At 74.1% G+C, this 16,704-nt stretch carries 13 protein-coding genes; 6 read left to right on the forward strand and 7 right to left on the reverse strand.

Annotation, left to right across the window (positions count from 1 at the left end; genetic code table 11):
• Positions 1-78: 78 nt before the first annotated feature.
• Positions 79-267: a hypothetical protein gene (locus AB0F62_RS18390; RefSeq protein ID WP_361799458.1), complete on the forward strand. Its 189-nt coding sequence runs from the start codon at positions 79-81 to the stop codon at positions 265-267.
• Positions 268-1,088: 821 nt separating this feature from the next.
• Here the strand turns inward: AB0F62_RS18390 and AB0F62_RS18395 are convergent.
• Positions 1,089-2,486, reverse strand: a complete 1,398-nt coding sequence (locus AB0F62_RS18395; protein ID WP_361799461.1) for a xylan 1,4-beta-xylosidase — start codon at positions 2,484-2,486, stop codon at positions 1,089-1,091.
• Positions 2,487-2,640: 154 nt separating this feature from the next.
• Between AB0F62_RS18395 and AB0F62_RS18400 the strand changes: the two genes are divergently transcribed.
• Both AB0F62_RS18400 and AB0F62_RS18405 read left to right on the forward strand, forming a co-directional pair.
• On the forward strand, positions 2,641-3,756 hold the full coding sequence (locus AB0F62_RS18400) for a DUF5925 domain-containing protein (protein WP_361799464.1): 1,116 nt from the start codon (positions 2,641-2,643) through the stop codon (positions 3,754-3,756).
• A complete protein-coding gene (locus AB0F62_RS18405; RefSeq protein WP_361799467.1) occupies positions 3,756-4,298 on the forward strand; it encodes a TrmH family RNA methyltransferase in 543 nt (180 codons plus the stop codon). Before AB0F62_RS18400 ends, AB0F62_RS18405 begins: the two co-directional genes overlap by 1 nt.
• A gap of 16 nt (positions 4,299-4,314) precedes the next feature.
• Here the strand turns inward: AB0F62_RS18405 and AB0F62_RS18410 are convergent, their stop codons facing one another.
• From AB0F62_RS18410 to AB0F62_RS18420, 3 genes are all read right to left on the reverse strand, one after another.
• On the reverse strand, positions 4,315-4,689 hold the full coding sequence (locus AB0F62_RS18410; RefSeq protein ID WP_361799470.1) for a GntR family transcriptional regulator: 375 nt from the start codon (positions 4,687-4,689) through the stop codon (positions 4,315-4,317).
• Positions 4,686-5,852 (reverse strand): methyltransferase domain-containing protein, encoded by a 1,167-nt coding sequence (locus tag AB0F62_RS18415; RefSeq protein ID WP_361799473.1) that lies wholly within the window; start codon positions 5,850-5,852, stop codon positions 4,686-4,688. Before AB0F62_RS18415 ends, AB0F62_RS18410 begins: the two co-directional genes overlap by 4 nt.
• 543 nt (positions 5,853-6,395) lie before the next feature.
• Positions 6,396-7,937, reverse strand: coding sequence for a carboxyl transferase domain-containing protein (locus tag AB0F62_RS18420; RefSeq protein ID WP_361799476.1), 1,542 nt, complete (start codon positions 7,935-7,937; stop codon positions 6,396-6,398).
• Between the two features lie 489 nt (positions 7,938-8,426).
• On the opposite strand from AB0F62_RS18420, the gene AB0F62_RS18425 reads away from it, so the two are divergent.
• From AB0F62_RS18425 to AB0F62_RS18435, 3 genes are all read left to right on the forward strand, one after another.
• Positions 8,427-9,173 (forward strand): DUF2637 domain-containing protein, encoded by a 747-nt coding sequence (locus tag AB0F62_RS18425; protein ID WP_361799479.1) that lies wholly within the window; start codon positions 8,427-8,429, stop codon positions 9,171-9,173.
• A 223-nt stretch (positions 9,174-9,396) separates the two neighbouring features.
• Positions 9,397-9,621 (forward strand): hypothetical protein, encoded by a 225-nt coding sequence (locus AB0F62_RS18430; RefSeq protein WP_361799482.1) that lies wholly within the window; start codon positions 9,397-9,399, stop codon positions 9,619-9,621.
• 302 nt (positions 9,622-9,923) lie between these two features.
• Positions 9,924-10,922, forward strand: coding sequence for a lytic polysaccharide monooxygenase (locus tag AB0F62_RS18435; protein WP_361799484.1), 999 nt, complete (start codon positions 9,924-9,926; stop codon positions 10,920-10,922).
• 51 nt (positions 10,923-10,973) lie between these two features.
• On the opposite strand, the gene AB0F62_RS18440 is transcribed toward AB0F62_RS18435, so the two are convergent.
• From AB0F62_RS18440 to AB0F62_RS18450, 3 genes are all read right to left on the reverse strand, one after another.
• Entirely contained in the window at positions 10,974-11,966 is a 993-nt protein-coding gene (locus AB0F62_RS18440; protein WP_361799487.1) for an alpha/beta fold hydrolase, read from the reverse strand.
• 170 nt (positions 11,967-12,136) lie between these two features.
• On the reverse strand, positions 12,137-13,120 hold the full coding sequence (locus AB0F62_RS18445; protein WP_361799490.1) for a hypothetical protein: 984 nt from the start codon (positions 13,118-13,120) through the stop codon (positions 12,137-12,139).
• A complete protein-coding gene (locus tag AB0F62_RS18450) occupies positions 13,117-16,578 on the reverse strand; it encodes a DNA polymerase III subunit alpha (protein ID WP_361799493.1) in 3,462 nt (1,153 codons plus the stop codon). Before AB0F62_RS18450 ends, AB0F62_RS18445 begins: the two co-directional genes overlap by 4 nt.
• Positions 16,579-16,704 lie beyond the last annotated feature (126 nt).

Genomic DNA, 16,704 nt, shown 5'->3' on the forward strand with positions numbered 1-16,704 from the left:
ACGGCGGGGGCCTGAGGCCCGCCGGGAACAGCCGACTCCGGTCCGGTGTTGCCGGAGGTGAGTGAGGGAGGTGGCGGAATGACCCAGAACCAGGAACCCCGCGAGCCCGTACAGGACGAGGCTGCGGAGGCCCGGCACGCCCGGTTCGGCAAGTTGCCGAAGCGGATCCGTCCGGAGGACACCTTCGCGGGGACCCCGGCCACGACGCCGGACCCGGCGCGGGACACCTACAACCCGGACGAGTGGCTGATCCGCAACGTGGGGTGAGCGCGGCATCCCGGGTGTCCTGGGTATCCCGAGGGCGGACTCCCTCCGGCTGCGGTCCGGCTGGGGTTCGGCTGTCCCTCCGGCGGCGGTCCGCTGTCCTTCCGGCTGCGGTCCGGCTGCGGTCCGGCGGCGGTCCGGCTGTCCCTCCGTCTCGCTCCCTGCGGTCGCAAAGCGGCGGGCTGCGGATGGGGAGGGTCGGGGCGGGGCTTCGTGGCGGTGTGCGGGCCGGTGCGTGGCGGGGGTTCAGGCGCCGGAGCGGGGTCCCTCTCCGGTGGCTTCGGTCTCGTTCCGTCCGCGGGTAGAGAGGGCTGGTTGCCATGCCCACCCTTCGTGGGTGGCGCGCCCGCCGTAACCGGCGTCTGCGGGTGATTCCCCTACAGGACATGGGTTCGGCGGGTGGTCTGGCGAGATCGGGCTCTGTTTCGCCGACATAGTCGGTGAAAGCGGGCCCGATGTCCGCTGGCGCAAAGATCGGGCTCTGTTCCGCCGAACATATCGGCGAAAGCGAGCCCGATGTCCCGCACACCCCTCACCAGCACCCCGAAACAGACGCAGACGCCGGTCACGGCGGGCGCGCCCACCACCGGCACTGGGCGTGGCAACCAGCCATCTGTACCCGCGGACGGCGACGAGACCCCAACCGCCGGAAAGGCACCCCGCTCCGGCGCCTGAACCCCGGCGACCCACCCGCCCGCACACGCCCGACGAGGGCCCGCCCCACCCTCCCATCCGCAGCCCGCCGCTCTGCGACCGAAGGGAGCCGGACGGCGCGACAGCCGACCCACAGCGCGAACCCCCGCCAACCCCGCGACCGCGTACCCCTACCCGCGCCGCAACCAGTGGACCCCGTAAGCGGGCAGGTCGAAGGAGCGGCCGTCGATCGTCGCCCGGATGGTCCGGCCGAGGGTGTTGACGACCAGCACCGTGGCGTCGTCCGCGAGGACCCGGACATTCGGGCGGTCGTCCTCGGCGACCGGGACGTCGCGGAAGCGTGTGCCGGGCGGGAAGGCGGCGGCGAAGCGCCGGAGCAGGTCCATCATGGGCAACTGCCTGCCACCGCCCGACGCGAGTTCGGTGCTGGTCCACAGACAGCCGGGGCAGGTGCGGCCCCGTGCCTGGGGGTTCCAGTAGAAGGCGGTGTCGGCGCCACCGCGGGCGAGCTCCATCATGGCGGCGGCCTGCACGGCGGTGCGGTGGGGTTCGCCCCACCCGGTGGTGTCGCCGTCGGGCTCGACGTACCACTCGGCCCACCACAGGGGCAGTCCGCCGCTGCGCTCTTTCAGCCAGCGGCCGATGGCGGCGAACTTCTCGGTGGCCGCGAACTCGTCGGGCCGCAGACTGTCGTCACGGCTCGTACTGGAGCCGTCGGCGACGAGGAAGTCGGCACCGGCCTTGTGCTCCAGCCAGTAGTCGACGGCCTCGAGGGCGCGCCGGTCGGCGGCGCCCCAGGGGCCCTTGAGGGTGGTCGAGGCGTCGCCGTTGCCGTCGTCGCCGGGGGCGAAGCTGTCCATGACGAGGTAGGGGCCGCCGACGAGGTTCTCCGGGTTCACCTTCTTCAGTGCCTTGAACACCCGGTTGTAGAGGTCGGTGTAGCCCTCGTAGTCCCAACGCCGCCCGCCGTCGTTCCAGAAGCCCTTGAACTCGTTCCAGACGATGAAGTGCCGCACGTCCGGATAGCGGCGGGCGACGGTCGCGGCGAGGGCGGCGAAGTCGTCGAAGTGGTCCGGGCCGGGAGCGACCTCGAGCCGCGACCAGTCGGTCGCCCCGGGCTTTCCGCCCTTCATCCAGTCCGGGGCGCAGCACAGGGTGATGACGGGTGTGCCCCCGCTGGCGCGGATCAGGTCCACACGGTCGTCGAGTTCCCCGAAGTCGTACGTCCCGGGCGAGGGTTCGGGGTTGTCGGCACCCCAACCCATGATCGCCTGGTTCTGCGGCAGCGGACGCGCCGAGAGCAGCCCCTCGGCGGACCGCTTGGCCGCGCTCACTCCGTGGTCCGCGCTGTACTCGGTGTGGGTCAGGCCGAAGCCGAGCTCTGCCGTGGGCTTCCCGGCGGGTGTGGCCGACGGGCCGTGCACCCCGCCCCCCGCACCACCGCTGCCGCGCGCGGTGCTGCCCGCGCCGCCCCCGAGATCGCACATCGCCAGCAGGAGGACGAGGGCGATCACACCGATGCCCAGGAGCGCGGTGATGCCTCGCCGCCCCGCCCCCGGTAACCCCATACGCACGTTCGCATGACGTCCCATCACCAGCCAGGGTAACCGCCGCGATGCCCGGATCGGGCCGATTTCACCGGGCGTTCAGGGATTCCGGGGGATTCCGCCACTCCGCAAAAACCCTGTGCGAATGGGGACCTTGTGGCGGATCATGAGCGTCATGCCCGACGCAACGCCCCCGCATCGCGCCCTGTCCATCCGTCTCGGCATGAACGACGACGACTCGCCGTCCGACGCCATCGACGCCCTCTTCCTCAGCCGTTTCGTCACCGGCGAGCAGCCCTATTCCTGCGGCACGTCCCTGGACCGGGTCAAGTCGGGCCGGACGCTCGTGCCGGGTGGCGGGTCGGTGCTGCGCTCGGCGCGGGACAAGGACCGCGGCGCGACCCTCGCCGAGGGCGAGGGGTGGACGATCCTGGTGTCGCGCTGGCACCGCCGTGCCGATGTGACGGTGACGGCGGTCAGCGAGGAACTGGCCCAGCGGGTCCTGGCCGAGGCCGTCGAGGACGCCGAGGACCAGCCCGAACCGCAGCCCGACGACGTGACCATGGGCTTCTGGTACGTCGCCCCGCGCCGCGGACCGCACCGCATCACGCGGCAGATCAGCGCCGCCCCCTGGGACGACGTACGCGGCAACTACACGGCGCCGGTGGCGGAGGCCATGGACGGCCTGATGAAGCTGACGGCGGACGACGTCAGCGGCCGGCTGCTGCTCCTGCACGGCCCGCCGGGCACCGGCAAGACCTCCGTGCTGCGCACGCTGGCCCGCTCGTGGCGCGACTGGTGCCAGGTCGACTGCGTCCTCGACCCCGAGGTGCTCTTCAACGACGTCGGCTACCTGATGGAGATCGCCATCGGCGAGGACGACTCCGAGGGACCGGGCCGCTGGCGGCTGCTGCTCCTGGAGGACTGCGACGAATTGATCCGCGGCCAGGCCAAGCACCAGACCGGCCAGGCCCTTTCCCGGCTGCTCAACCTCACCGACGGGCTGCTCGGCCAGGGCCGCAACGTCCTGGTCGGCATCACGACCAACGAGGACCTGGAGCGGCTGCACCCGGCGGTGGTCCGCCCCGGCCGCTGCCTGGCCCGGATCGAGGTGGGCCCGCTGACCCGCGCCGAGGCGAGCGGCTGGCTCGGCACGTCCGAGGGCATCGGGCGGGACGGCGCCACGCTCGCCGAGCTGTACGCCCTGCGCCGCGGCGCGTCCGCCCCCGGCGGCCCCGCGCTCCCCGGCCAGACGACCCCGGCCTCCGCCTCCGGAGGCCTCTACCTCTGATGGCCGGGGGTCCCCCCGGCGGAGCGGCGGGGAGGATACGGACCCGCACCCGGGCGGAACTGCGCCGCGGCCGCCGCCCGCGGTCGCACGGCTGCTGGGACCACCTGTACGCGGCACCGCTGTGGCCGCTGCACGGCGCCAACCTGGGCACTCTGCTGCGCACGTGCGACGCGGTCGGGGCGTGCATGGTCGTCCCGCGCTTCCCCTGGGTGCCGGAGGCGCTCGCGCGCGGCAACACGCTGCGGCGCCCGGCCTGCGTGCACTGGACGGGTGATCCCCTGGGCTGGCTGAAGCGGCAGCGCGACCGCGGCGCGCACATCGTCGGCGTCGAACTGGCCGACGAGGCCGTACGGCTGGCGGACCTGCCGCCCGCGCGGCGCACCACGGTCGTCGTGCTGGGGCACGAGCAGCAGGGCATCCCGCCGGAAGCCCTCGACCTGCTCGACCTCGCCGTCGAGATCCCCATGGTGGGCACGGGCGCCAGCCTCAACGTCGCGGTCGCGGGCTCGCTGGCGCTCTACAAACTCGCCGGGCTGCTGTGAGCGGCGACCGCGGAGCCTACGCCTCGTACGCGGCGCGCAGCGCGTCCCGCACCGCGGCCTCGGCGGCGGCGCGGTCCAGGCCGAGACGCTGGGCGCGCTGGGCGTACGCGGTGGCGGCCGCGGCCGCCTCGCGGGCGGCGGCGTCGCCCGCGGCCGCGACGAACGTGCCGTTGCGGCCGCGGGTCTCGATCACACCGTCCGCCTCCAGGGCGCGGTAGGCCTTGGCCACGGTGTTCGCCGCCAGGCCGAGGTCGTCGGCGAGACCGCGGACGGTCGGCAGCCGGTAGCCGACCGGGAGGGCACCGGAACGGGCCTGGTCCGCGATCTGCGCGCGCAGTTGCTCGAAGGGCGCGGTGGCCGCGTCCGGCCTGACGGTGATCTTGAGGCTCACGGTGTGTCGTCCTCCCGGCGGGACGGTGCGGCGCTGTTTGTCGCGGCCATTGTGCTGCACGCACCGTCCGCGAGGACGACGGCGCGGCCGGGACCCTCCGGGTCGTGGGCGATCTCGTCCCCCGGTTCGTGCAGGTGCAGCACGAAGCGCTCGCCCGCGCGATAGGCCTCCAGGCCGGCCCTGCAGTAGGCCACCATGTCGTCCGGCAGCGCGTCCAGGGGGAACCAGCCGAGCTCCGAACACTTCTCCGGCTCGCGGTTGACCGGCTCGTGGCCGTCGGCGTCCGCCTCGAAGAACCAGCCGATGCGCGCGCCGCCGCCGGGCGCGCGGTGCTGCATGACGAGGGCGACGGCAACGTCCTCGGGACGCAGGACGACGCCCACCTCCTCGTGGGTCTCGCGGATCAGCGCGGTCAGGACGTCCTCGCCGTCCTCGACGTGGCCGGAGGGGGCGTGCAGCAGGCCGTCCGCGTATCCGGTGTTGACGCGGCGGCCGAGCAGGACCTCGTCGCCGCGGCGCAGGACGAGATGGACGTCGACGATCTCCGTGTGCCGGCGGGGCGGCTTGATCCGCACGATCGCCGCATAGCGCTCGTCCCGGACCGGGCGGCCCCACAGTGCCGTGTCGTGGGCGAGCTGCTCGATCTCCGTGTGCTCGGCCAGCGGCCGCACCATCGCGGCCAGTTCGCGGGCGCGGAAGCCCACGGGGTCGGCCTCCCCCCAGCGGCCCTCGACCAGCACCATGCGCCCGCCGCGGCGCAGCAGCCGGGCCCAGCGGCGCAACGCCGCCACGGGGTCGGGCAGTGCCCAGAACACATGGCGGACGAGCACGACGTCGAACCGGCCCTCCGCGACGGGCGGTTCGGCGGCGTCGCCGAGGAGGACGCGGGCCCCGGTGCCGGCGAGCTTGGCCCGGGCCAGCGCGGCCATGCGCGGGGAGCGGTCGACGGCGGTCACCCGGTGCCCCTGCTCGGCGGCCAGCTCCGCGAGGCTGCCCGTGCCGCACCCGAGGTCCAGCACGTCGGCCGGGGTGTCCGGCAGCCAAGCCCTCATCCGCGCCGCCCACGCCGCCCGGACGGCCGGCTCCCGCAGTCCGTGATCCGGCTCCTCGTCGAAGCGGTCCGCCGCGGTGTCCCAGTACACGTCACTGTCGAGTTCGCCCACCCCGCGATCCTTCCACCCCCCACTGACAACGCCTCCGCGTTCGGGCGGGACCCGGTGGACGCGGCCCGCACGCGGCGCCGCCGCGACCGAGGACGGGCGGGGCACCTCGCGGTGGTGACCGTGGGGCGCCGCCCCCTGCCGACGCCGGCGGCCTCTCCCCGGCCCGGAATGTCCCCTGCCGGAGCCGGGCCGTCCCGCCGCGGCCGCCCGCCGCCGCCACGGCCCGACCGGAACCGCACGCGGCGCGGAGGTCGACGGCGAGCAGCCCTCGACGAAGCCTCACCGCCGTCATCGCCACGGCAGCCCTCGCCGGACTCGGCCTCACAGGCGCCGCCACCGCCGCCGGCCCCACCCCGGGTGAGTGCGAGCAGGGCGGCGGAAGGGTCGATGGGGCGACCAGCACCCGCAGGGGCGGTACGTCCCCCCACCGGGAGCGAAGCACCTCGCCGGCCGCCGCGGGGCGCCACCCGCACGGCGGGCACCGGCGACGTCCCCGGTCCGCCTCCCGGACACCGCGGCGCGGAGCCCGTCCGGCAGGGGGTGTCAGCTCAGGCCGAGGTTGCGGTAGCGCCTGCGGCGGGCGGCGAGGCGTACGGCGCGGGGCTGGGTGCGCAGAGCCGCGAGCTCCGCGCCGAGCACCGTGCCGAGGCGGGCCGGGAACGCCTCCGGCGCGTCCGCCGCGTCGGGGGACTCCTCCACCACGCGGTCGACGATCCCGTGCGCGGCCAGGTCCGCCGACCGCACCCCCTGCCGCTCGGCGACCTCGTACGCCCGCTCCGTCGTCCGGTAGAGGATCGCCGAGGCACCCTCGGGCGGCAGCGGGGAGAGCCACGCGTGCCGTGCGGCCACCACCCGGTCCGCGGGCAGCAACGCGAGCGCGCCCCCGCCGGCGCCCTGCCCCAGCAGCAGGCAGAGCGTGGGCGCGGGCACGGTCATCAGGTCGGCGAGGGAACGGGCGATCTCGCCGGCCAGGCCGCCCTCCTCGGCCTCCCGCGACAGGGCGGCACCCGCCGTGTCCACGACGGACAGCAGGGGCAGGTCCAGTTCCGCCGCGATGCGCATGCCGCGCCGGGCGACCCGCAGTCCGGCGGGCCCGAGCGCGGGCGGCCGTCCGTCGTCGGTCTCCCGCCGGTCGTGGCCGAGGACGACGCAGGGCGTGCCGCCGATCCGGGCGAGGGCGAGCAGGAGCCCGGGGTCCCGTTCCCCCGCGCCGGTGCCGCTGAGCGGGGTCACGTCGCGTCCGGCCACCGCCAGCAGGGTGCGCAGCCCCGGCCGTTCGGGCCGTCGTGAGCGCCGGATGGACTCCGCGGCCGACGGGACGGGGAGCCCGGCTCCGGGCTCGTCGGCGGACGCGGCACCGGTCGTGTCCCCGTCCGCGGCTTCGCTCGTGTCCCCGCACAGCACGCCGAGGGTCCGCGCCGTGGCCTGCGCGAGCCCGGCGGGCGGCAGGACCGCGTCGACGATCCCGTTGGCCAGCAGGTTCTCCGCCAGCTGGACGCCGGGCGGGAACTCCTCTCCGTAGAGGGCCTCGTGGACCCGGGGTCCCAGGAAGCCGATGAGCGCGCCGGGTTCGGCGGCGGTGACATGGCCGAGGGAGCCCCAGGACGCGAAGACCCCGCCCGTGGTCGGGTGCCGCAGGTAGACCAGGTAGGGCAGGCCGGCGGCCTTGTGGTCGGCGATGGCCGCGGCGACCTTGACCATCTGCAGGAACGCGATGGTGCCCTCCTGCATCCGCGTCCCGCCCGAGGCGGGCGAGGCCAGCAGCGGCAGCCGTTCCCGGGTGGCCCGTTCGACGGCCCGTACGAGGCGTTCCCCCGCGGCGACGCCGATCGAGCCGCCCAGGAACCCGAACTCGCCCGCGACGACGGCCACCCGGCGGCCGTGGATGTCGCCCTCGCCGGTGACCACCGACTCGTCGAGCCCGGTGCGCGTCCGCGCCCGGGCGAGATCGGCCCGGTACTCGGCGTTGTCGAGGTATCCGGGCAGGTCCGGCACCGGCTCGTCCCAGCCGTGCCAGGTGCCGGGGTCGACGACGGCGTCGATGAGCTCGAGGGCGGCCGCGCGGCGGCGCGTCGGTTCGGTCATGGCGCCCACACTAGGGCGCCCGTCCGGGGCTGTGGCCAGGGCCAACACCTCACGGAACACGGGGCGGAGGTCACTCGTTCGGCGCAACTCCATCACGGGTCTGGGGTCGTTGTGGGGATGTGGTCACAGTCGATCCCCAGAGCGCGCCGGGTGTGCCGTCCGGGAGTGAGATCCCCCGGACCGTCCCCGCGCCCATCCGCCGCAGTCGTCCGTACCGCCCGATGGAGGGCCTCCCCCTCGGGGAATGGGTCCTCGTCCCGGGGACGGCGGGATTCTTCGGGAGAAGTTCGGACGCCTACATCGAGCGCGGCGAGGAGCGCATTCCACTCGTGTACTGCTCTTCGGAACTGGAACAGTTCGCCAATGAAATGGCCGGTATCGAGGGGGATTTCACCCGCCGCTGCTCCGGAATCGACATGGATGCGAGGACCTGAGGGCGTGTATCCCCCGTATCCCTCGCCCACGCCCGGCCCCGACAGGAATTCCTTCATGCCGCCTTTGCAGGACCGTTTCCGCTTTGAAAACGACATGCCCTACGAGGACCACCTCAACGGCCACACCATCTACAGTCCCCGCCAGGCCCCCGACGACACCTCCGGAAACGGCGTCTTCTCCGCCCCGGACTACGACGTCCTGAACGGGGCGTGGACCTCCGAGGAGGAATTGGCCCAGCTCCTCGAACCCCCTTTGCCGGACGAGGAGGACGAGGACGACGTCTTCGCCGCGCCTTCCCCGGAGTCCGCGACCCACGAACTGCCGCTCACCCGTCACCGGCACCGCAGGATCCGCCGGGCCGCGCTGCGGCAGAAGGTGTCGCGGACCCAGACGCTCAGCTTCGTCGTCGCGGCGGTCGCCGCCACCATCGTGGCCATGGTGAGCGTGCTCGGCGGGATGGTCGCCCACGACCCGCTGAGCCACATCGCCGCCACCGACGCCTCGTCCGGCCTGGCGGACTGGTGGCCGCTGCTGGTCTACGGTCCCTGGATGGTGGCTTCGTTGTCGATCCTGCGGGCCGCCCTGCACCAGCGCCGCGCCCCGCACTCCTGGGCGGTCGTCCTGCTCTTCTCGGCGTTCGCGATCCTGTTCTGTGTCGCCTCCGCCCCCCGGACGATCACCGACTGGACCGTCGCCAGCCTCCCCGCCATCGCGGCGCTCTCCTGCTTCCACCAGTTGGTGCGCCAGATCACCCTGACCCACCCGCCGCGCCGCACCTCCCGCAGCCGGCACTCCTCCTGAGAGGGGACGGCACGACCGAGGCGGGACGGCGCGGCCCGGGGACGGCGGCGCGGCACTCCCGGCCTCGCGTTCACCCAACCCGCCCTGCGGACAAGGGGAGTTGGCATGACGGGTGGCATCCCACCCCCTCGTCGCCCATGATCCGGATGATTGACGTGCCCCTTACAAGAATGTGAGGATGCTCATGATCCAGTCGAGCATTCGAGCTTTTCGTGGAGGGGACATGAACAAGCGCAGGACCGCCTCGGTCGCCGTTGCCGTGGCCGCGACGCTCAGCGGGATGTTCGCGCTCGCCGCCCCGGCGAACGCGAGCGTGCCCTACAAGGTGTACTCGACCAGCGCGGCCTGCAAGACGGCCGGCCAGAACTTCGTCGACTCCGGTCAGGCCTACAAGTACACCTGCACCTGGGACAGCCCGGGCTACCTCCTGACGCTCTGGCTCGGCTGACGGCCGCGGGAGCCACACCCGGGAACGGCAGAGCGGCGCCGGACAGGTCTCCTGTCCGGCGCCGCCGCCGTGTGGGGCGCCGCCGGACGCGCGACGGGCGACGGGCTTCCTCAGCCCCCGCTTAGCGATGCCTTAACGCCGCCATAAAGATCGCCCACGGGTCCTCCGAACTGGGGTTCCGGCCTTTCGGCGCGGCTAGCGTGCTGGTTCGCCGGCGCCCGTCGGCGCCGCGCACGGGGGCGGCGCCGACGAACTCCCCCGGCACCCCCACACGCAGCACCGCCGCCGAAGGAGAACCCGCGATGACCGCACGCAGAACGGCCGCCCTGGCCGCCGCCCTCGGGATCGGACCACTCGTACTGACCGGCCTGGCAGCCGCTCCGGCGAGCGCGCACGGCACCATGGGCGGCCCGGTCAGCCGGGTGCTGACCTGCTACGCGGAGAACCCCGAGAACCCGGTGTCGGCGGCGTGCAGGGCGGCGGTCGCGGCGGGTGGCACGCAGGCCTTCTACGACTGGAACGGGGTGCGGATCGGCGACGCCGCCGGACGCCACCGCCAGTTGATACCGGACGGCAGGCTGTGCAGCGCGGGCAATCAGGAGTTCAAGGCACTGGACCTGGCACGTGCCGACTGGCCGGCGACGAGGATGGCGCCGGGGCGGCAGAACCTGGCGTACCGGGTGACGGCCCGCCACAAGGGATCGTTCGAGCTGTACATGACGAAGGCCGGCTATGACCCCGCGCGGCCGCTGAAGTGGTCGGACCTGGAGGCGCGGCCGTTCGCGAAGGTCACCGACCCGGAGGTGCGGGACGGCAGCTACGTACTGCCGGTGAACGTCCCGGCGGCGTCGGGGCGGCAGCTGATCTATGCGATCTGGCAGCGCTCGGATAGCCCCGAGGCCTTCTACTCCTGCTCCGACGTGGTCTTCGGCGCCGGCACCGGCACGTCGCCCGCGGCACCGGCGACGTCGGCCCCGGCCACGGCCGAGGCCCCCGCCCCGGCCACGAGTGTTCCCGCGCCCACCGCCGCCGTGCCGGACGACGCGCAGATCGCCGCCGGTGCGGACAAGTCGACGGTGCGCCACCACCACGCGCACACCGCCGCGGACGGCGACTCGGCGAGCCCGCTCGCGGAGCCGTCCGTGACGGCGGACGCGTCCCCAACCGGCACGAACCTCGCGGAGACCGGAAGCAGCAGCACCGGGACGACCTCGCTGATGGCGGCGGGGGTCGGCGCCGTCTCGCTCGGTGCGTCGGTGCTGCTGCTCGTCGCCCGCAGGCGCCGGACGCGGATCGGCTGACACGGGTCGGCCGACGGGAATCAGCTCACGGGAATCAGCCGGCGGGGAGCGTCAGCTGAAGACGTCCCCGCAGTCGGTCGCCGTGGCGTGCGCCGGGTCCAGGGCGTTGGCCGTCTCGTGGAACACGATGCGGTCGGTCAGTCCGACGAAGACGTGCTCGGACAGGTCGAGCGGGCACAGGTCCTGGACCACCACGTTGCGGACGCCGGGGCCGGACAGGAACTGCGAGGTGTACGGCGTGACGACCTCGTCGTACTTGGTCGCGATCACCGTGTAGCGGATGCCGGGAAGGGTGTCGCCGCCGGCGTTGAGCTGGGCGAGGAAGGCCGATCCGGCCATCTGGTCCGTCAGTCCCTGCGGGGCGAGGTCCTCGATGGCCTCGGCCGCGCCGGGGAAGTAGGGCAGCAGCTTGAGCAGCCCGTTGAGATCGGTCCCGTGGTTGCTGGGGGCGATGCCGACGAGCGCGTTCACCTTGGAGGCGCCACCCAGGAACTTCATGTAGTGGCGCGGCATCATGCCGCCCTGGGAGTGCCCGACGATGTCGACCTTGCTCGCGCCGGTGGCCGCGAGGACCCGGTCGACGTAGTCGGCGAGCTGCTGGGAGGACGCGGCGATGGAGCCGAGCCCGTAGAAGAGGGGCACGCCGGGCAACTGGCCGTAGTCCAGGGAGTAGACGCAGTAGCCCCGCTTGACCAGGTACGGCGCGAGGCCGAGCCAGTTGTCGATGGAGTTGCCGAGGGTGCCGTGGACGAGGACGACGGGCCGCGGGTGGGCGGCGGACGGCTTGCAGGACCACTTGTTCCAGCCGCTGCTCGCGGTGGCGTCGGCGGCGGTCGCGGCGGCGATGGCCGCGGCGGTCGCCCTGGTGCCGGACGTGGTGGCGGACGCGGCGCCGGACGTGGTGGCGGACGCGGTGCCGGACGTGGGGGCCTTCGCCGCCGCGGTGGTGGCGGTGGCGGCCAGGACGGGGGTGACGGACAGGGCGGCGGTGAGAGTCAGCGCGGAGAGGAGCCGGAGCGCTGATCGCGGTCTGATGTGCAGCATCGAGCGATCTCCTCGCAGGTGGGGGAATGACTGGCTCCCGTGCGGCCTGTGATCCGGATCACAAGAATGCTGAGCTTCCGTCAATTTACGGAGGAGTAACAAAGGGCGCCAGCTACCGGTCGGTAAAGAATTCATCACGCGGCTCTTCGCACCACCGTGATGACAGACCGTCACGCCGCGCCCGACAGTGCCGCCGGCATCAGCGCCCGCGGTCCGAAACGGGCCCGCGCCCGGTCCGCGACCGCCTCGATCCGGCGCGCCTTCTCGTCCCCCGGGTCCAGGCTGAGCTGCAGCGTCGCGAGCCCGGCGTCCGTCAGCCCCTCCGCGCGCAGCGCGAGGCCGCGCACCCGGGCGCGCTGCAGCCCCAGTCCCTCGTACAGCCGGTACGCGGCACCGGCGAGGGCGGCGCCGTGGCCGGTCGGCTCGGGCAGCGCGCGGGTGCGGGTGGTCGTGGAGCGGTCGGCGTAGCGGACGGTGAGGGTCAGCGAGCGCGCCACCCGGCCCGACGCGCGCAGCGAGGAGCCCAGTTCCTCGGTGAGCGACAGCAGCGCGCGGCGGTGCCGCACGGGGTCCAGTTCGTCGTGGCCGAAGCGGCGTTCGGCGCCGGTGGAGCGGGCGGGGGCGTTCGGGACGACCGGGGTCGGGTCGATGCCGCGAGCCCGCTCGTGCGTCGTCCGGCCCGCCGCGGCGCCCAGGATCCGCTGCAGGGTGCCCAGGGGCGCGGCGGCCACCCGTCCGACCGTGTCCAGCCCGTACGTGCCGAGTTGCCGTGCCGTCGCGGGGCCGACGCCGTGCAGCGCCGCCACCGGGCGTTCGGCGAGGAAGGCCGCCACGGCCGCGGGATCGGAGGGCGCGGCGCGCACCGCGCCCTCCGGTCCGTCCTGTGCCGCCATCCGGGCGAGCAGCGGGTTCGGGCCGACGCCGATGGTGCAGTCCACGCCGTGGAGCGCGAGCAGCCGCACCCGCAGCAGCGTGGCCAGTTCGGCGGCGTCCCGCCCGAAGTAGCGCAGCGCCCCGCGGACGTCGGCGAGCGCGGCGTCGGGCGGCAGCGCCTGGACGACGGGGGTGAAACCGCCGAGCAGCGAAAGGAGTCGCTCGTACAGTGCCTCGGCGGCGTGGAAGTGCACGTACAGCACATGCAGGTCGTCCGTCATCGTCCCGCGCTCCCCGGACTTGAGTGCCACAGCTTGCGGCCGGTGGGGACGCCCTCGCCCGCGGGCCGCAGATCGGCCCAGGGGTGCATCTCGTACCCGGTGGACATGCGGACCCGGCGGCCCTCGGGCGGGGGCGCGGGGAGGCCGGCGGACTCGCCCGGGGTCTCGGCGAGCCGTGCCGCGACGGCCTCCAGGCCGCCCTCCCGGCGCAGTTCGACCAGTTCGGCCAGGTTCCAGGCCGCGGCGCCGACCACGGACAGGCTCTGCGGTCCGCGGCGCTGGACCACCCCGCGGACCAGCAGCAGCCAGGAGTGGAAGACGGTGTGGGCGCAGGCCTCGTGGCTGTCGTCGAAGAACGCGAGGTCGACCAGGCCGGTGCCGTCGTCGAGGGTGGTGAAGACGACCCGGCGCCCGGAGCGGATGGGCGGGGTCTGGGTGGCCGCCTTGGCCCCGGCGACCAGCACGGTCTGACCGTGCCGCACCTCGCGCAGCCGGTTCGCGGGGATCGCGCCCAGTTCCTCCAGGAAGGCGAAGTGGTCGTCCATCAGATGACGGGAGGCGTCCATGCCGAGGACGCCGAGCTCGGCGCCGAGTCGTTCGCCGTCGTCCATGTCGGGCAGGCCGATCGGCGCGAACGCCGGCTCGCCTTCCCCTCCGGTCAGGGTGAGCTGGCCGTCGTACGCGGAGGCCCGGCCCTGCCGGTGCACCTCGGCGACCTGGAGCAGCATGTCGCGGCGGTTGCCGCCGAAGGTGTCCAGCGCGCCGACCTGGACCAGGCGTTCGGCGGCGGCGCGGCCCGGGCGGGCGCGTTCCCAGAGGTCCTGGAGGGAGGAGTAGGGCTGCCCGGCGGTGATCCGGGCGACCTCGGCCTCGCTGATGCCGTGCACCTCCGACAGCGCCAGCCGCAGGCCCCACACCCCTTCACCCCCCTCCCCGTCGGACACCAGTTCGATCCGATGGGCCGCGCCCGACCGGTTGACGTCCAGCGGCAGCACCGGCACCCCGCGCCGCCGGGCGTCCGCGAGCAGCAGCCGCTTGGGGTACATCCCGGGGTCGTGGGTCAGCAGCCCGGCGTAGAAGGCCGCGGGATGGTGCGCCTTGAGCCAGGCGGACTGGTAGGTCGGCACGGCGAAGGCGACGGCGTGCGCCTTGCAGAAGCCGTACGCGCCGAAGGCCGAGACGATCTCCCAGGTGTGCCGGATGACCTCGCGGGAGTAGCCGCGTTCGCGGGCCGCGTCCGCGAACCAGGCCCGCAGCCGCCCCTGCCGCGCCTCGTCCGACAGCGCGCGCCGGGCCTCGTCGGCGAACGCCCGGTCGCAGCCGGTCATGACGCACATGATGTCGATCAACTGCTCGTGGAAGACGACGACTCCATGGGTCTCGCGCAGCACGGGCTCCAGGTGGGGGTGCGGATAGTGGACGGGTGTGCGGCCGCGCCGGGCGTCGATGAACGGCCGCACCATGTCGGCGGCGACCGGCCCCGGCCGGAAGAGCGAGATGTCGACCACCAGGTCGTGGAAGGTGCTCGGCTGCAGCCGCCCCACCAGGTCGCGCTGGCCCGGGGACTCGATCTGGAAGCAGCCCAGCGTGTCGGCGGAGCGGATCAGTTCATACGTCGCGGGGTCGCCCTGCGGGACGCGGTCCAGGTCGATCCGGCCGCCGCCGGTCCGCTCCACCTCGTCCAGGGCGTGCGCCATCGCGGACTGCATGCGCACCCCGAGCACATCGAGCTTGAGCAGCCCGAGGTCCTCGACGTCGTCCTTGTCGAACTGCGACATGGGGAAGCCCTCGCCGCTGGTCGGCATCACCGGCGTGCGGTCCAGCAGCCCGGCGTCCGACAACAGCACCCCGCAGGGGTGCATGGCGACCCCGCGCGGCAGCGCGTCCAGTGCCTCGACCAGCTCCCACAGCCGGCCGTGGTCCTCCCCCGCCACCTGGCGCAGCTCGGGCAGTTCGGCGAGTGCGGCCCGCGCGTCGCGCGCCCGGATGTGCGGGAAGGCCTTGGCCAGCCGGTCGGTCTGCTCCGGGTCCATCCCGAGGGCGGCGCCCACGTCGCGGACGGCGTGCCGGACGCGGTAGGTCTCGGGCATGGCGACGGTGGCGACCCGCTCACCGCCGAAGCGGTCCAGGATCCGCCGGTAGACCTCCAGGCGGCGGGCGGACTCCACGTCGATGTCGATGTCGGGCAGCGAGGCCCGTCGCCCGGACAGGAAGCGCTCCATGAGCAGGTCGTGCTCGACGGGGTCGGCGCTGGCGATGCCCAGCAGATGGTTGACGAGCGAGCCGGCACCGGAGCCGCGCGCCGCGACCCGGATGCCCATCTCCCGCACGTCGTCGACGACCTGGCCGACGGTGAGGAAGTACGAGGCGAAACCGAGCCGTTCGATGATCCGCAGTTCGTGGTCGAGCCGCGCCCAGTACTCCGGCTCCCGGTCGTGGCCCTCGCGGACCATCCCGGCGGCGCAGCGCGAGCGCAGCACGCGGTCGGCGGTGCGGGCGCCCGCGCCGACGACCTCCGGCTCGGGGAAGTGCACCTGCCCGAGCCCCAGGTCCTCCTCCGGGTCGACGGCGCAGCCCGCGGCGGTCTCCTCGGTGGCCCGCAGCAGCCGGCGGGCGTCGGTGCGGGGGAAGCCGGCCGCCTCCATGACCCGCTCGGCGGTACGCGCCATGTCCCCGGCGTCCTTGAGCCAGCGCTCCCCGCCGTCCAGGCTCTCCGCGTCGCGCACGTCGATCGGCACGAGCCGGCGCGCCGAGTCCAGGACGTCGGCCACCTCCCCCTGGCCGGGGTCGGCGTAGCGGACGGCGTTGGTCAGCACCGGGACGACGCCCTGCTCGACGGCGAAGCCGACGGTACGGGCGGCGAGCCGCAGCGAGCCGGGACCGGTGCCGCCGCGGCCGTGGTGCACGGCCTCCAGGCGCAGCGCGTCCCCGTACACCTCGCGCCAGGGGCGCAGCAGCCGCGCGGCCCGGTCGGGGCGTCCGGCGGCCAGCGCGCGGCCGACCTCGGAGTCCGCGCCGAGCAGAACGTGGAGCCCCTCCCGTCCGAGGTCCTCCCAGCCGAGGCCGCCCTCGGTGTGGGCGGCGCTGACCAGCCGGCACAGCGCGCCCCAGCCGCGGCGGTCCCGGGCGAGGAACACCGCCCGGTCGGTCGCCTCGGGCACGAAGGCCCCGCCGCGCACCGGGGTGCGCCGGCGGGCGGCCGGCGGGGCGGCTCCCGGGGTGGCGCTCTCCCCCGCGTACGCCGCCGGCACCGCCAGGGACGCGCCGAACAGCGGCCGCACCCCCGCCCGTGCGCACGCCTTGGCGAAGCGCACCACCCCGGCCACCGTGTCCCGGTCGGTCAGCGCCAGCGCGTCCATCCCCCGCTCGGCGGCGCGCTCGGCGAGCCGTTCGGGGTGGGAGGCGCCGTACCGCAGCGAGAAGCCGGAGACGGTGTGCAGATGCGTAAAACCCGGCATACGCACCTCCGACCGCTCACGTCTCCCCCCTTCCGAACCCTCCGGCACCCACCATAGACCAATCATCGAACACATGTACGAAGACATGCCGGATCCCTGTCCTCCGCCACCCTCCGCGTGGTTTCC

The sequence above is a fragment of the Streptomyces sp. NPDC026673 genome (genome assembly GCF_040638135.1).
GTDB lineage: Bacteria > Actinomycetota > Actinomycetes > Streptomycetales > Streptomycetaceae > Actinacidiphila.

What these genes read in the sequence shown, in the direction of transcription:
- AB0F62_RS18390 (WP_361799458.1), top strand. Translation starts at nt 79, where the DNA reads ATGACCCAGAACCAGGAACCCCGCGAGCCCGTACAGGACGAGGCTGCG.
- AB0F62_RS18395 (WP_361799461.1), bottom strand. Translation starts at nt 2,486, where the DNA reads ATGGGGTTACCGGGGGCGGGGCGGCGAGGCATCACCGCGCTCCTGGGC.
- AB0F62_RS18400 (WP_361799464.1), top strand. Translation starts at nt 2,641, where the DNA reads ATGCCCGACGCAACGCCCCCGCATCGCGCCCTGTCCATCCGTCTCGGC.
- AB0F62_RS18405 (WP_361799467.1), top strand. Translation starts at nt 3,756, where the DNA reads ATGGCCGGGGGTCCCCCCGGCGGAGCGGCGGGGAGGATACGGACCCGC.
- AB0F62_RS18420 (WP_361799476.1), bottom strand. Translation starts at nt 7,937, where the DNA reads ATGACCGAACCGACGCGCCGCCGCGCGGCCGCCCTCGAGCTCATCGAC.
- AB0F62_RS18425 (WP_361799479.1), top strand. Translation starts at nt 8,427, where the DNA reads ATGCCGCCTTTGCAGGACCGTTTCCGCTTTGAAAACGACATGCCCTAC.
- AB0F62_RS18430 (WP_361799482.1), top strand. Translation starts at nt 9,397, where the DNA reads ATGAACAAGCGCAGGACCGCCTCGGTCGCCGTTGCCGTGGCCGCGACG.
- AB0F62_RS18435 (WP_361799484.1), top strand. Translation starts at nt 9,924, where the DNA reads ATGACCGCACGCAGAACGGCCGCCCTGGCCGCCGCCCTCGGGATCGGA.
- AB0F62_RS18440 (WP_361799487.1), bottom strand. Translation starts at nt 11,966, where the DNA reads ATGCTGCACATCAGACCGCGATCAGCGCTCCGGCTCCTCTCCGCGCTG.
- AB0F62_RS18445 (WP_361799490.1), bottom strand. Translation starts at nt 13,120, where the DNA reads ATGACGGACGACCTGCATGTGCTGTACGTGCACTTCCACGCCGCCGAG.
- AB0F62_RS18450 (WP_361799493.1), bottom strand. Translation starts at nt 16,578, where the DNA reads ATGCCGGGTTTTACGCATCTGCACACCGTCTCCGGCTTCTCGCTGCGG.